The organism is Pandoraea pulmonicola (genome assembly GCF_000815105.2).
Lineage (GTDB): Bacteria > Pseudomonadota > Gammaproteobacteria > Burkholderiales > Burkholderiaceae > Pandoraea > Pandoraea pulmonicola.
In genome coordinates, this window is record NZ_CP010310.2 from 2,293,836 (window position 1) to 2,308,916 (window position 15,081).

The 15,081-nt window shown below is 64.3% G+C and carries 11 protein-coding genes; 7 read left to right on the top strand and 4 right to left on the bottom strand.

All coding sequences use genetic code 11. The annotated features are described in order from the left end of the window. Positions 1 to 55: 55 nt before the first annotated feature. Complete coding sequence (locus RO07_RS10095; protein ID WP_052267182.1) at positions 56 to 1,267, top strand: MFS transporter; 1,212 nt, start codon at positions 56 to 58, stop codon at positions 1,265 to 1,267. Positions 1,268 to 1,364: 97 nt separating this feature from the next. Here the strand turns inward: RO07_RS10095 and RO07_RS10100 are convergent, their stop codons facing one another. Continuing rightward, positions 1,365 to 2,336: an aspartyl/asparaginyl beta-hydroxylase domain-containing protein gene (locus RO07_RS10100; RefSeq protein WP_237171414.1), complete on the bottom strand. Its 972-nt coding sequence runs from the start codon at positions 2,334 to 2,336 to the stop codon at positions 1,365 to 1,367. 486 nt (positions 2,337 to 2,822) lie between these two features. Between RO07_RS10100 and RO07_RS10105 the strand changes: the two genes are divergently transcribed. The 5 genes from RO07_RS10105 (at position 2,823) to RO07_RS10125 (ending at position 9,580) form a co-directional block, all read left to right on the top strand. Next, the gene (locus RO07_RS10105; protein WP_084072545.1) at positions 2,823 to 4,667 is read left to right on the top strand and encodes an extracellular solute-binding protein; all 1,845 of its coding nucleotides are present in this window, start codon (positions 2,823 to 2,825) and stop codon (positions 4,665 to 4,667) included. 133 nt (positions 4,668 to 4,800) lie between these two features. After that, positions 4,801 to 5,856, top strand: a complete 1,056-nt coding sequence (locus tag RO07_RS10110; protein ID WP_039410384.1) for a microcin C ABC transporter permease YejB — start codon at positions 4,801 to 4,803, stop codon at positions 5,854 to 5,856. Positions 5,857 to 5,971: 115 nt separating this feature from the next. Further along, positions 5,972 to 6,970 (top strand): ABC transporter permease, encoded by a 999-nt coding sequence (locus RO07_RS10115; protein ID WP_418303720.1) that lies wholly within the window; start codon positions 5,972 to 5,974, stop codon positions 6,968 to 6,970. Continuing rightward, the gene (locus tag RO07_RS10120; RefSeq protein ID WP_039410387.1) at positions 6,967 to 8,562 is read left to right on the top strand and encodes an ABC transporter ATP-binding protein; all 1,596 of its coding nucleotides are present in this window, start codon (positions 6,967 to 6,969) and stop codon (positions 8,560 to 8,562) included. The genes RO07_RS10115 and RO07_RS10120 overlap by 4 nt, the downstream gene beginning before the upstream one ends. Before the next feature lie 313 nt (positions 8,563 to 8,875). Beyond that, positions 8,876 to 9,580 (top strand): C40 family peptidase, encoded by a 705-nt coding sequence (locus RO07_RS10125; RefSeq protein ID WP_072637009.1) that lies wholly within the window; start codon positions 8,876 to 8,878, stop codon positions 9,578 to 9,580. A gap of 251 nt (positions 9,581 to 9,831) precedes the next feature. On the opposite strand, the gene RO07_RS10130 is transcribed toward RO07_RS10125, so the two are convergent. Beyond that, entirely contained in the window at positions 9,832 to 10,836 is a 1,005-nt protein-coding gene (locus RO07_RS10130) for a patatin-like phospholipase family protein (protein ID WP_039414987.1), read from the bottom strand. 436 nt (positions 10,837 to 11,272) lie between these two features. Here RO07_RS10130 and RO07_RS10135 point away from each other — a divergent pair, with 436 nt between their 5' ends. Next, complete coding sequence (locus RO07_RS10135) at positions 11,273 to 12,328, top strand: Fe(3+) ABC transporter substrate-binding protein (RefSeq protein WP_052267183.1); 1,056 nt, start codon at positions 11,273 to 11,275, stop codon at positions 12,326 to 12,328. A 111-nt stretch (positions 12,329 to 12,439) separates the two neighbouring features. On the opposite strand, the gene RO07_RS10140 is transcribed toward RO07_RS10135, so the two are convergent. Together RO07_RS10140 and rho are read right to left on the bottom strand one after the other, a co-directional pair. Next, entirely contained in the window at positions 12,440 to 13,441 is a 1,002-nt protein-coding gene (locus tag RO07_RS10140) for a tetratricopeptide repeat protein (RefSeq protein WP_039410388.1), read from the bottom strand. A 199-nt stretch (positions 13,442 to 13,640) separates the two neighbouring features. Further along, positions 13,641 to 14,903, bottom strand: a complete 1,263-nt coding sequence (rho, locus tag RO07_RS10145; protein ID WP_039399112.1) for a transcription termination factor Rho — start codon at positions 14,901 to 14,903, stop codon at positions 13,641 to 13,643. Positions 14,904 to 15,081: the final 178 nt, after the last annotated feature.

Genomic DNA, 15,081 nt, shown 5'->3' on the forward strand with positions numbered 1-15,081 from the left:
TTCGTCATGAGCGAAGGTTGCACAAAGGAGCCTTTACGAGGTGACTCACTCAGCAATGCCTGTTTCAAGATTCTGGTTTCCGTTCTCGCTGGTGCTCTTCGAGTTTGCCGTCTACATCTCGAACGACATGATCATGCCGGGCATGCCACTGGTGACGCGCGAATTCGGCGCGTCGGCCGACATGACCACGCTGGCCCTGACCGCCGCCATGCTCGGCAACGCCAGCCTGCAATGGCTGCTCGGCCCGCTCGCCGATCGATTCGGACGCCGTCGCGTGCTGCTCTCCGGGCTCGGCATGTTCGTTCTCGCCTGCCTGGCGATGCACTACGTCCAGACCATGCCCCAGTTCATCCTGCTGCGCTTCCTGCAGGGCATGGGCTGCTGTTTCGTGCTGACCGTCGGTTATCCGACCGTGCACGAGGCCTTCGAAGAGAAGACGGCCGTGCGCGTGATGGCGCTCATGGCGAACGTGTCGCTGCTCTCGCCGCTGTTCGGACCGCTCGCGGGCGCCGCCGTCGTTTCGTACTGGCCGTGGCGCAGCATCTTCTGGCTGATCGCGATCGTGGCCGTGTGCTCGTTCATCGGGCTGTACCGCACCATGCCGGAGCTCTCTCGGCACGATCGCAATGCGTTGAGCGCGAAGCATCTCTGGGCCGGCTACAAGCTGCCGCTGTCGAGCGCCCGCTTCTGGCGCGGCGCAGTGCTCACGGGCATCGCCGTGACGCCGTTGCTCTCGTGGATCGCGCTGGGTCCGGTATTCCTGATCGAGCGCGCGGGACTGTCGCAGATGCAGTACGCCATGTTGCAGGTGCCGGTGTTCGCGGCGCTGATCCTGGGTAACGTGTTGCTCGCGCGTCAGGTCGGACGCTGGTCGAATGGCCGCCTGCTCGCCACGGGCGTGGCCGCCATGCTGATCGGTGCGGCCGTGTCGCTCATCGGCACCGCGATTCTCGCGCCGGGCTATCCGGCGCTGCTCGTGGGGACGTCGCTGCATGCCTTTGGTATGGGCATGAGCTACGGCGTGGTGTATCGCCAGTCGCTCTTCGCCGTCGACAGCCCGAACCGCGCGACGATCGCCGGTATGCTCAGCATGATCACCATCGTGGTCGCGGTTGCGGTGATCGAAGCGATGAAGGTGGGCTACCTGCATTTCGGCGACGCGGCGCTGGGCATCGGTGCGATGATCGCGGCGGCGTTGGTGGCCGTTCTCGCCGCGAACTTCGTGCCGCCGCCTGCGCAGGACGCGCTTGCCCAGCCGGGGCGGTAGTCGTAACGTCGGCAGTCTCGGTACACAGGCCAGCGAAAGGTTCGCTGGCCTTTTTTTCGCGCGGCTCCGGGAAGGTGAGGTCGCGACGGCGACAGCGTTATCCGTGTGCGCGTTCGTCGGCGACCGACTCGGTGCGATAGGCGTCGCCGCGTGAGGCATTCGCGCGCGAGGCCTCCACTTGGTTTGCAACCGTGGTCGGGGAGGAAGGGGGCGCCGCGCTGGGGGACGTGGAGGAGGCGACGGAAGCTGACGAGACAGCCGGTGTGGACGAGATTGACGAAGCAGGCGCCGGGCCGTTGGGTGACGCCTCGTCGGCGTAGTAATCGCGCTCCCACTTCTCGTGATTCGTCTTGGCTTGCTGGAGCTCCGGCGTGAGGGGAGCGAAGGAGAGCAGCAACTTGTTGAGCCACGACACCGGCGCCTTGCACGGCCGCTCGAAGTCCACGAACAGCACCACGCGCGTTTCGTCGGTGTCGTTGTGGACCTGATGCGGATAGGCGTCGTCGAAGATCACGGCGCGGTTGGCCTGCCAGACGTAGCGCTGGCCATCGACTTCGATCCAGCACTTCTCGCGCTCGCGAGGCACCTTCAGCGCGAGGTGCAGACGCAGCACGCCGTTGTACGGGCCGCGATGCAGGGGAATCTTCTTACCCGGCGACAGGATCGAGAAAAATGCCGTGCGCAGGCCGGGAATGCCCTCGAGCGCGGCGGCCGTCGCCGGGCATCGCGCGAGATTGCGCTGCGCACGCATGCCGTAGCCGAGAAAGACGAAGGTCTGCCATTGATGATCCTGCGTGATCGTGGCGACGTCGGGCGAGATTTCGTGAAAGGCGGGCAGGCGTCCCGGATTGGCGAGGACGGCCTCGAGTTCATGGGCAATGGCCGGTGCTTGGGCTTCGAGCTCGGCGACCCATGGAAACTGGGTGTTGTCGAAGATGGGCTTGTCGCCGACCAGCGAGCCGCGGGCAATGCGGCGTTGCGCCGCTTCAACACAATGAAAAAAGAACTTCGCGAGCCAACGGGGCAGGGTACGGTTGGGGTTCTGCACGGGCGATCGTGTAGCACTCAACGTCGGCCTCCAGGCGGATATAAGGGAACCGGGCCGGCGTGGATGTGTCTTTCAGTGCGGTGAACGCCGGGCTTTTGGGTACAATTGTCGCGCGGTCCGGCCTCGCCGCCAAGCCTCGTGCGGGAAATGTGCGCGAGCGTGTGATTACGAGACGTTACGAAACGCCACGTTGGATTGGGCGGGCCGAAGGGGAGGGGCTGGATGCGTCCGGGCCCCACGGGGCAGGCGCTCGGCGACGAGTACGGGAGACGCATGAACGCGCGAACAACACGGCATTCACATACGATCGGGCGCGCGCTTGTCGCCTTCGTGACTTCTCTGGCTTCGCAAGCGTCTTCCGCGCCCGTCGCCTCATTCGCACCATTCGCACCATTCGCACCACTCGCCTCATTCGTCTCTGTCGCATCCATCGCGACACCATCGCGCTCCAAGATTTCCTCCTGCTTTCGCGCCACTTGCACGGCGCTCGCGCTCGTCGGCTTGACGATGTCGCCAGCGGCGCACGCCAAGTACGCCATCGCCCAATACGGCGAGCCGAAGTACCCGCAGGGCTTCACGCATTTCGACTACGTCAACCCGGATGCGCCGCGCGGCGGCACGCTCACGCTGGGCAATCCCGACCGGCGCACCGGCTTCGACAAGTTCAATCCGTTCACGCTGCGCGGCACCGCGCCGCCGGGCGTGCTCGCGCTCATGTTCGAGACGCTGGGCACTGGCAGCGCCGACGAACCCGCGACCGTCTACGGTCTGCTCGCGGACGACATCGCCGTCGCTCCCGATGGCGCCTCGGTCACGTTTCACCTGAATCCGGCCGCGCGTTTCAACAACGGCGACCCGGTCACGGCGCAGGACGTCAAGTATTCCTTCGATACCCTGATCGGCCCGCAGGCGGCGCCGGGCTTCAAGGTGATGCTGGCGGACGTGAAGGGCGTGACGGTGCTCGACAGGCGGCGCGTGCGCTTCGACTTTCGCCGCGTGAGTCCCGATCTGCCGCTGCTGGTGGCGACGGTGCCCGTGTTCTCGCCGAAGTGGGGTGTCGGCCCCGACGGCAAGCGCACGAAGTTCGACGCGCTCACGTTCGAGACGCCGATCGCGAGCGGTCCCTATCTGATCGAATCCTACGATGGTGGGCGGCGTATCACCTTCCGCCGCGATCCGAACTACTGGGGCAACGATCTGGCCGTGCGGCGCGGTACCTACAACTTCGAGCGCATCGTCTACAAGCTGTATTCGGACGACATCGTGCGGCTCGAAGGCTTCAAGGCGGGCGAATTCGACGCCATCACCGAGTACCGTGCGCGCAGCTGGGTGCGCAGCTACGTCGGCAAGCGTTTTCGCGACGGCGAACTGATCAAGCGCGAATTCGCGCATCACAACGCCGCGGGCATGCAGGGCTTCATCCTGAACACCCGTCGGGCGCTTTTCAGGGACGTGCGCGTGCGACGTGCGCTCGATCTCGCGCTCGACTTTCAATGGCTCAACCGCCAGTTGTTCTACAACCAGTACCAGCGCATCTACAGCTACTTCACCAACAGCGATCTGGCAGCGCGCGGCATGCCGAGCGAGGCGGAGCTCAAGCTGCTCGAACCGCTGCGCAGGAAGCTCGATCCCGCCGTGTTCGGGCCGATGGTCCAGCAGCCCACGACGAATCCGCCGGCGAGTCTGCGCGAGAACCTGCGCGAGGCGCGCGCGCTGCTCGCGCAGGCGGGCTGGACGTATCGCGATGGCGCGCTGCGCAACGCTAAGGGCGAGCCGTTCGTGTTCGAGTTTCTCGACGACGGCGGCGCGATGGGGCCGATCGCCTCGGCGTACAGCCGCAATCTCGCAAAGCTCGGCATCACGCTCAACTTCCGTCAGAGCGATTTCGCGCTGTACCAGAAGCGCATCGAGACGTTCGACTACGACATGATTTCGCTGCGCTTTCCCGACTCGCAGATTCCCGGCACCGAGCTGCTCGATCGCTTCGGCAGCCGGTCGGCCGATGTGGAAGGCTCGGATAACGTCATCGGCCTGAAGGATCCGGCGGTCGATGCGCTGACGGGCGAACTCGTGCGCGCCCGGACGTACGAAGACCTCGTGGCCGCGGCGCGCGCGCTCGACCGGGTGCTGATGAACGGCTATTACATCGTGCCGCAATGGTTCTCGTCCGTGCATCGCATGGCCTACAAACGGAATCTGCATTTCCCCGACAAGTTGCCGCTGTACTACACCGCGGAGGGCTGGCTGGTGTCGACGTGGTGGGACGCGAGCCCCGCAGGAGGCAAGGCCGCGGCGCCGCCGGGCCCGGCCGCCTCGGCTTCGTCCCCGTCGTCTTCCTCGCCCGCACGTTAATTCGCACGTTAATTTGCACGTTAACCCGCACATCAACGCCATGCGTGCGCCGATCCGAACGTCGATGCAAGCGAACCCGATGCCGGCGCGCCGTGCGTGAGCGGCACGTACCGACAGGAGCTGCCTTCTCGCCATGTGGTCCTACATACTCAAACGATTGCTGATCATGATCCCGACGCTGCTCGGCGTGATCACGCTGACCTTCGTTGTCATCCAGTTCGTGCCGGGCGGGCCGGTCGAGCAGGTCATGCTCGAGCTCAAGGGGCGCGGCGGCGGTGGGGAGGCGAGCGGCGGGGGGAGCGGCGGCAACTATCGCGGCCGTCACGGCATCGACGCGCAGCAGCTCGCGCAGATCAAGGCGCTGTACGGTTTCGACAAGACGCCCGTGGAGCGCTACTGGCTCATGCTCAAGCGCTTCGCGAAGTTCGATCTCGGCCAGAGCTACTTCCATCATCAGAGCGTGTGGAAGCTGATCGTCTCGAAGCTGCCCGTCTCGATCTCGCTCGGACTATGGACGTTCTTCCTCACCTACCTGATATCGGTGCCGTTGGGCATCGCCAAGGCGGTGCGCAACGGCTCGCGCTTCGACACGCTCACGAGCCTGGTGGTGCTCGTCGGTTATGCGATTCCGGGTTTCGTGCTCGGCGTGCTGTTGCTGGTGCTGTTCGGCGGCGGCACGTTCTGGCAGTTGTTCCCGCTGCGCGAACTCGTGTCGGATAACTGGAGCGAGCTGTCGTGGCCCGCGAAGATCACCGACTATCTGTGGCACATCACGCTGCCGGTCACGGCGTCCGTGGTGGGCAGCTTCGCCGTCGTCACCATGCTCACCAAGAATGCGTTTCTCGACGAGATTCGGCGCCAGTATGTGCTGACCGCGCGCGCCAAGGGGCTCTCGGAGCGCAAGGTACTGTTCAAGCACGTGTTCCGCAATGCGCTGATTCCGCTCATTACCGGTTTTCCGGCGGCGTTCATCGGCGCCTTCTTCGCGGGCAGCCTGCTTATCGAGACGCTGTTCTCGCTCGATGGACTCGGCCGTCTGTCGTACGAATCGGTGCAGCGCCGCGATTACCCGGTCGTACTCGGCTCGCTGTATCTGTTCACGCTTATCGGGCTCGTCACCAAGCTCGTCTCCGACCTGTGCTACGTGCTGGTCGACCCGCGCATTCAATTCGATCGACTGGAGCACTGACGTGACCCGATCCGCCACGCCATCGCAACGCTCGCCCTCGTCGTCCGCCTCGCCGTCGTACTCGCGGTCGTATTCGCCGCGCTGGCGCGTCTGGCGGCGCTTTCGCAGCCACCGGCTGGGCTACTGGAGTCTCGTCGCCTTCGTCGTGCTGTTCGGCATCAGCCTGTTTGCCGAAGTCATCGCCAACGACAAGCCCTGGGTCGTCCGCTATGAAGGGCAGTGGTACTTCCCGCTGGTCAAGACGTATCCCGAATCGACGTTCGGCGGCGACTTCCCCACGCCGACCGATTACCTCGATCCATTCATCGAGGATCGCATCCGCGCGGGCGAGAACTTCGCCATCTACCCGCCGGTGCGCTATCACTACGACACCATCAACTATTTCGCGAAGGTGCCGAACCCCGCACCGCCTTCGCGCGAGAACTGGCTCGGCACCGATGACCGCGGGCGCGACGTGTTCTCGCGTCTGCTCTACGGTTTCCGGCTGTCGGTGGTGTTTGCCCTCGCGCTGACCGTCTCCGGCACGTTGCTCGGGGTTCTGGCAGGCGCGGTGCAGGGCTTTTACGGCGGACGCATCGATCTGACGCTGCAACGCCTCATCGAAATCTGGGGCTCGCTGCCGGAGCTTTATCTGCTGATCATCTTCGCGTCGATCTTCGAACCGCATCTGTGGCTGCTCTTCGTGCTGCTCTCGCTGTTCGGTTGGATCGGACTGTCGGACTATGTGCGCGCCGAATTCCTGCGCAATCGGCAACTCGACTATGTGCGGGCCGCGCGGGCGATGGGACTGTCGAACTGGCAGATCATCCGGCGTCACGTGTTGCCCAACAGCATGACGCCCGTCATCACGTTCCTGCCGTTTCGCATGAGTGGGGCGATCCTGGCCCTCACGAGTCTCGATTTCCTCGGACTCGGCGTACCGCCGCCCACGCCGAGTCTTGGCGAATTGCTCAACCAGGGCAAGGCGAATCTGGATGCGTGGTGGATCTCGCTGGCCACGTTCGTCGTGCTCGTTCTCACGCTGCTGCTGCTCACGTTCATGGGCGATGCGCTGCGCAATGCGCTCGACACACGGATTGCCGACAAGCAGGCCGCGGCCGGGGGGGCGATGTGAGCACGCCTTTGCTGAGTATCGAAAACCTGTCGGTGCGCTTCGGCGATACGGAAGCGGTGAAGCACGTGAGCCTGGCCATCGAGCGCGGCGAACGCGTGGCGCTCGTCGGCGAGTCGGGATCGGGCAAGAGCGTGACGGCGCTGGCCATTCTGCGGCTGCTGCAGGACGCACAGGTGCAGGGGCGCGTCCTGCTCGACGGCGAGGATCTGGCGGCGCTGAGCGAACGCGCGATGCGCGGGATTCGCGGCAACGACGTCGCGATGATCTTCCAGGAGCCGATGACCGCGCTCAACCCGCTGTATCCCATCGGCGAGCAGATCGCCGAGGCGCTGGCGCTGCATGAAGGCCTCGGCGCGAAAGACGCGAAGGCGCGCGCGGTGGAGTTGCTGCGACGCACGGGGATTCCCGAACCGGAGCGGCGCGTGGCGCACTTTCCTCACGAGCTCTCGGGCGGCCAGCGCCAGCGCGCCATGATCGCCATGGCGCTCGCCTGCCGGCCCAAGTTGCTGCTGGCCGACGAGCCGACCACGGCGCTCGACGTCACCATTCGCGCGCAGATCATCGAGCTGCTGCTCGAGTTGCAGCGCGACGCCGCCGAGAAGCGGGGCATGGCCGTGCTGCTCATCACGCATGACCTGAACCTGGTGCGCCGCTTCGCGCAACGTGTGGCGGTGATGGAGAAGGGCGTGCTCGTCGAATGTGCCGACACCGAGACGCTTTTCTCCAATCCGCAGCATCCGTACACGCGTCGGCTCATCGACAGCCGTCCGCAGCGCGAGATTCATCCGGTGCTGCCGATCGCGCCGGTGCTGCTCGAAGCGCGCGGCGTGGCGGTGGACTACGCCACCTCGCAGCCGGGGCTGCGCGGCTGGTTCCGGCGCGGGCGTTTCCGGGCCGTGCATCCGGTCGACCTGACGCTGCGACAGGGCGAGACGCTGGGCGTGGTGGGGGAGTCGGGGTCCGGCAAGTCGACGCTCGCGATGGCGTTGCTCGGCCTGCAGCACGCGAGCGCGGGACAGATCGAGTTTCAGGGCGAACCGCTCTCGGCGTATCGCGGAGCGGCACAGCGCACGCTGCGCTCACGCATGCAGATCGTGTTCCAGGATCCGTTCGGCTCGCTCTCGCCGCGCATGACCATCGAGGAGATCGTGGGTGAGGGGTTGGCGTTGCACAGTCCACAGTCGACGGAAGAGGAGCGCTGTGCGCGGGTGGCCGAGGTGCTGCGCGAGGTGGGTATCGATGCGCGCGCGATGTCGCGCTATCCGCACGAGTTTTCAGGCGGTCAACGGCAGCGGATTGCCATTGCGCGAGCGCTCGTCGTCGATCCGCAGATCCTCGTGCTCGACGAGCCGACCAGTGCGCTCGATGTGTCGATTCAGCAGCAGGTGCTCCATCTGCTCGCGCAACTGCAGATCAAGTACAACCTCAGTTACCTCTTCATCAGTCACGATCTGGCCGTCATGCGGGCCATGGCGCACCGCGTGCTGGTATTCAAGGACGGGCATCTGGTGGAGCAGGGCGATACGGAGTCGGTATTTTTTGATCCGCAAAACCCGTACACGCGGGAACTGGTCGCGGCGGCCATGCTGTAGCGTCATGACATGACCGCGAAACATCGCGCAACGTCGGGAAACGTCGGCCAAATCGCAAAAGCATGATTGTTAATGAAAATTTTCTAATTGTGCTGATTGTTTTTTTCTATTACCTTTTGACATCATGTGACGTTCACATTACTATCGCGTACCAATTAAGTTGAATATTCAACGAGTTAACGCGTCAACCAAATTAGACGCCGGTTCGGTGGCAGGCTAGCCGGGCGAGACTCGAAGGTGTTCGACACGGCAGCATCCTGTTGCACCTGACGAGCTACTCATCGGCCTACCGACACACTCAACCCGGCGACCAATGCAGACGATCCCTCCGCGCACCCGCAAGACACTCCTTCTCGCGTTCACTGCCGCTGGCCTCGTTACCGCTTCGTTGACGGCGAAGGCTGACGACTACAACAACGGCCCGACGGCCGCCGCCCGCGCCGCTGCTGCCGCCAACCAGGCCGCCAGCGCTTCCGCCTCTGCCTCTACCTCCACGCTCAATGTCGCCACGGACGCCCCGCAGGCCGCCGTGGAAGAGACGCGTGTGCAACGTGCGCAGAAGCTGCTCTCGAACGTGACGGACAAGGCGTCGGATGTCGTGCTCGGTGCGTTGAACTACATCGGCGTGCGCTACAAGTACGGTGGCAACACGCCGGACAGCGGTCTGGACTGCAGTGGCTTCGTGCGTTACGTGTTTCAGGACACGCTCAACTTCATGCTGCCGCGCCGCTCCGAAGAGATGAGCCAGGTGGGCGAGCGCATCGCCAAAACCGATCTGAAGCCGGGTGATCTGGTGTTCTTCAATACGATGCGCCGCAGTTTTTCGCACGTGGGCATCTACATCGGCGGCGACAAGTTCGTGCACGCCCCGGCCACCGGCGGCAAGATCCGCGTGGAAGACCTGCGTGAGTCGTACTGGTCGGCCCGCTACAACGGCGCGCGTCGCGTCGAAACGCTCAAGGCCAGCGCCGAACTCACGCGCGTCGAGCAACTCTTCAAGAACGATCATCCGATGTAAGCGATCGACGCCGCGTCAGCGGGCATCGATGCCAAAAGACAATGCCGCCCCGATGGGCGGCATTTCTTTTTGGTGCATGAGGCGGCGAGGCGAGGAGGGGCAGGGCGGGCGTGGTGCGGGGCCGGGCGATTCGGCAGCGGACCGCGGGCGTGCCGTTCGATGGCGGGCGGGTACTGAACTTCGGCCACCGTCGGGTGGTGGCGCTGGTGGCCGGCCCATGTGTCATGACACGCAGGCCTGCGAAGCCTTGTTCAGCGAGCAGCGGCTTGCTGAGCCCCGCTCGTTGCCTGCGTCTGCGCTTCGGCGAGCTTGCGCTGGATTTGGGGCCACATCTTGGCAACGGCTTCCTCGCCCGCCAGAATTGCGCGATTTCGACCCTGGAAGTCAGACGCGCCCATCTTGGCCAGCGACGGCCGGATGACCACGTCCGCATTCTTCTCCAATTCGTACTGCTTGATCGACTGCCCCATGATCGTGAACGTCTGCATCAGGATGTCGAACTGGCCTTGCGTCGCCTGCGCAGTGGGGTTCGCCGAGATGTCGACGGCGATCACGAAGTCGGCGCCCATCTGGCGGGCATACTCGGCGGGCACCGGGGCGACGAGGCCGCCGTCCACGTAATCGCGCGAGCCGATATGCACGGGCTCGAACACGCCCGGTACGCTGCTCGACGCGCGCACGGCCTGGCCTGTGTTGCCGCGACGGAACAGGATCGGTGCGCCGCTCTGCAGGTCGGTCGCCACGATGCCCAACTGGCGCGGCATCTGTTCGATGGTCCGGTCCTTGAGCACCTTGTTGACGTAGGACTGGAGGGCTTCGCCGCGCAGCATGCCGCGTGAGCGGAACGGCATCGTCCAGTCGCTGATCGAGGCTTCGTCCATCGTGGCGGCAAGACGATTGAGCTGGAAGCCATTCAGGCCGGAAGCGTACATCGCCCCCACCACACTGCCCGCGCTGGTGCCGACGACGATATCCGCATGAATGCCCCGTGCCTCCAGCGCCTTGATCACGCCGACGTGAGCGAAGCCGCGCGCGGCGCCGCCACCGAGCGCCAGGCCGATTTTCAGCGGGCGTACGACCTTCGGCGGCGTGGTCGGGACGCTGGGCGTCGAGGGCGTGGTTTGCGCCACGGGAGGCGTAATAGGGCTGCCGGATGACGAGTCGACCGACGGGGCGCTCGCGCAGCCAGCCAGGATGGCCGCGCACGCGAGCGCGCTCAGCGCTGTGCGCGACGCAGCAGCACGTTTGACGGCCATCGGCGCCGTGCGCACGGAGGCGGACAACAAGGCGGGGGTATCGCCGGCGGGCGGGATGACCGCTCGGCGCACAATTCGAAGCAACGGCAGCAAGGGGAGGACTCCGGCAAGGCAGGACAAACGCGTGCGGCGCCGGTAATCGTTGGGATGTGAGGCTGACCGCTTTGCGTCGACGCGCAATTTTACGGCGATTGGAGCGGCGCAGGCGCACATCAGTTCACTTTTCGAGGGAGACATTGAAGTGCGGCAACGCGTCGCGGAACCTTCATGGTTCGAGGCCGTCTTAGCTGCCGCGACACCGGCGCCGCGTTCCCGCTTCTATCATCGCACTCAATAGTGAACATAGAAATTGTGCGAATGGGAATCATTTGCGTTGATGATGTTTTTTCATTATGCTGTTCCCTCCTACGAAACCATGACTGCGGGGGAATAGCCCATGAAGGCGAAGACGATCGGACAACTGGCGCGACTGACGGTGCTCGGCACCGCGATGGCCGCCGCGTTCGGCGCACAAGCGGACACCAACGGTGTGCTGAATCTGTACTCGGCGCGTCACTATCAGACCGACGAACAGCTTTACGGCACGTTCACCAGGCAGACGGGCATCAAGATCAACCGGATCGAGGCGGACGATGCGGCACTGCTCGAGCGTCTGAAGAGTGAAGGGGCCAAGAGTCCGGCCGACGTGATCCTGATGGTCGACGCCGCGCGTCTGGCCAAGGCCGATGAAGCCGGGCTTTTCCAGCCGACCAAATCGGCGACGCTCGACGCACGCATTCCTGCCAAGCTTCACGCCGCCAGCACGAAGTCGGGCACCGACTGGTATGGCTTTTCGACGCGCGCCCGCGTGATCGTCTACAACAAGGACAAGGTCGATCCGAAGTCGGTACAGACCTATGCGTCGCTCGCCGATCCGAAGCAAAAGGGTCAGGTGTGTACGCGTTCGGGCTCGCATCCGTACATGCTCTCGCTCGTGGGGGCGCTGATCGCGCGTGACGGCGCACAGGCCACGCAGAAGTGGGCCGAAGGCATGGTGGCGAACTTCGCGCGTGCGCCGCGCGGCGGCGACACGGACCAGATCAAGGCCGTTGCGACGGGTGAATGCGGTGTGGCGCTGGCGAACTCGTACTACTACGTGCGTATGGCGCGCTCGGAAAAACCCGAAGACAAGGCGCTGATGTCGAAAGTCGGGTTCATCTGGCCGGATCAGGCAGGCAAGGGCACGCACGTGAACGTGGCCGGCGCCGGCATTGCAAAGCATGCGCCGAACCATGCCAACGCGGTCAAGTTCCTGGAGTATCTGGCGAGCGACGAAGCGCAGCAGTATTTCGCGAACGGCAACAACGAGTGGCCGGCCGTGCCGACGACCAAGGTCGATAACCCGGCGCTCGCCTCGCTTGGCGAGTTCAAGGCCGAGGACGTGCCCATTGGCACCATCGCCAGGAATCTGCCGGAAGCGCAGCGCATTCTCGATCGTGCCGGCTACAAATAAGGCGATAGAAGAGGGTGCTGCGGAGAGGGGCGCCGGCATCCGGCGCCCTTTTTGCGTCTTGCGTCCGCCGGCGGTTCGTCGCCGCCGGCAGGAGGCGTCGATCGAACGACGTCAGTCGACGTCGTCACCCGGCTGATACATATGGTAGTCGCCCGTGGCGTAGACGCCCTTGTAGGGGGCGGGTGCCTCGTCGTCGTGTTCGACGGGATGCGTCTCGGCGATACGGAGCGACGCGCGGACCTGCGGCGGCTCGCACTCGGCGATCAGGCGCAGCGCCTCTTCCTCGTTATCGGCCACGACATCGTAGGTGGTCACGAATTCCGGCGCGGGGCCATCGGGATCTTCGTCTTCCAGCGGCTCGTACCACTGGCCTTCCACGATCAGATGCATGGCATGAGCCGTGTCCGACTGTGCTTCGCGGGCGGCGCGCAATGCCCACAGGGCCGCTTCGCTCCACTTGTAGCACTGGACGGCTTCGAGCGCGACTTCCAGCGCTTTGTCGTTGTCGCCCGCCTGCTTGTGCGCGAGCGAGAGCTCGGCCAGCACGTCGGCCATCGACACGTTGCTGCCTTCCTCGTCGTGTTCCACGTTGTGCAGTGCCTGGTACGTGTCGATTGCCGCACCCGGTTCGCCTTGCGCGTTGAACAGGTGCATGCGCAGCGCGATGGCGTTCTCGATGAAGGCTCGCCCGGCCTGCGCGAGGTGAGGGCTTTCCAGCACGCGGTCCAGACGGGTTTGCGCGGCAGTGTAGTCGCCGTGGCGCGTGAGCGCGTTGGCGTGGTTGAAGTCGACGATCACCAGGTCTTCGTCCGGTGCGCAGTTGCCCGCCGCCTCGTAGGCCTCGATGGCGGCCGGGAAGCGTCCCAGATCGGAACGGTAGTTGCCGAGCAGTTGCCACAGCAGCCAGACGCCCGGCGCATGCGCGACGCCGGCTTCGAGCACGGCCACCGCCTGTTCCATCTCGTCCATGTCGGCATAGGCCATGGCCTGCACCTCGTAGGCACCCGAGTACTGCATCGACTCGAGTTGCTTGCCGATTTCCAGCGCGGATTCGGGGTCGCCGGCTTCGAGGTGGGCAAAGGCTTCCGCCATCAATTCATCTTGCTCGGACATTTCAAATTCTCCTTCGGGGACGGCTTGGTGGCGCGTGCCGGCGGGCAGAGCGCGGTACCGTCCCATCATATAACAGTCATCGTGACAGGCCGCCCGGGCACGCCGACGCTCGCCGTCGCCAACGAAAAAAAAGCCGCGACATATCGCGGCTTTTGCGGCTTTTTCGCTTGATGCGTGGGTGGGTGGGTGGGAGGTGGGATCAGCCGCCGCGGCGCATCAGGTCGAAGAACTCGGCGTTGTTCTTGGTCTGCTTGATCTTGCCAAGCAGGAATTCCATGGCTTCGGCCTCGTCCATATCGTAGATGAGCTTGCGCAGCACCCAGATCTTTTGCAGGATTTCCGGCTTGATGAGCAGCTCTTCGCGACGCGTGCCCGACTTGTTCAGATTGATCGACGGGTAGACGCGCTTTTCCGCGAGACGGCGTTCCAGGTGCACTTCCATGTTGCCGGTGCCCTTGAATTCCTCGTAGATCACGTCGTCCATGCGGCTGCCGGTTTCGATCAGCGCGGTGGCGATGATCGTGAGCGAACCGCCTTCTTCGACATTACGGGCCGCGCCGAAGAAGCGCTTCGGGCGCTGCAGGGCGTTGGCGTCCACACCGCCGGTGAGCACCTTGCCCGAAGCCGGGATCACGGTGTTGTAGGCGCGCGCCAGACGCGTGATCGAGTCGAGCAGGATCACCACGTCTTCCTTCATCTCGATCAGGCGCTTGGCCTTCTCGATCACCATTTCGGCGACCTGCACGTGACGCGTGGCCGGTTCGTCGAACGTCGACGCGATCACTTCGCCGCGCACCGAGCGCTGCATTTCCGTCACTTCTTCGGGGCGCTCGTCGATGAGCAGCACGAACAGCTTGGCTTCCGGATGATTGGCGGTGATGGCATGCGCAATGTGCTGCAGCATCACGGTCTTGCCGGACTTCGGCGAGGCAACCAGCAGACCGCGCTGGCCCTTGCCGATCGGGGCGATCATGTCGATGATGCGGCCCGTCACGTTCTCTTCGCCGCGAATGTCGCGCTCGAGCAGCAGCGGCTTGTTGGGGTGCAGCGGCGTGAGGTTCTCGAACATGATCTTATGTTTCGAGGCCTCGGGCGGGTGGCCGTTGACTTTATCGACCTTCACCAGCGCGAAATAACGCTCGCCGTCCTTGGGCGTACGCACTTCCCCTTCGATCGTGTCGCCGGTATGCAGGTTGAAGCGGCGGATCTGCGACGGGCTGATATAGATATCGTCCGTGCTGGCCAGATACGATGTCTCGGGCGAGCGCAGGAAACCGAAGCCGTCCGGCAGCACTTCGAGCGTACCGTCGCCAAAGATGGTTTCGCCGGACTTTGCGCGCTTCTTCAGAATGGCGAACATCAGCTCCTGCTTGCGAAGGCGGTTTGCGTTCTCGATTTCGAGACCGTTCGCCATTTCAAGCAGTTCGGAGACGTGCTGGGACTTAAGTTCGGATAAATGCATACAGAGGTGCCGTCCATCGGACGACAAGTGAAGGATCAGGGAAAAAGTGAGCGAACGCTCGAAGAACTTTGGGGTGCTTTTGGCCGGATTATATAGCAAGCAGCGTCGGGCGCAAGCATTGCGCCGCGTGCCGGGCGCCGGGGTGTCGCACTGCGGCGACAAAGGCCCCGGCGGCCGC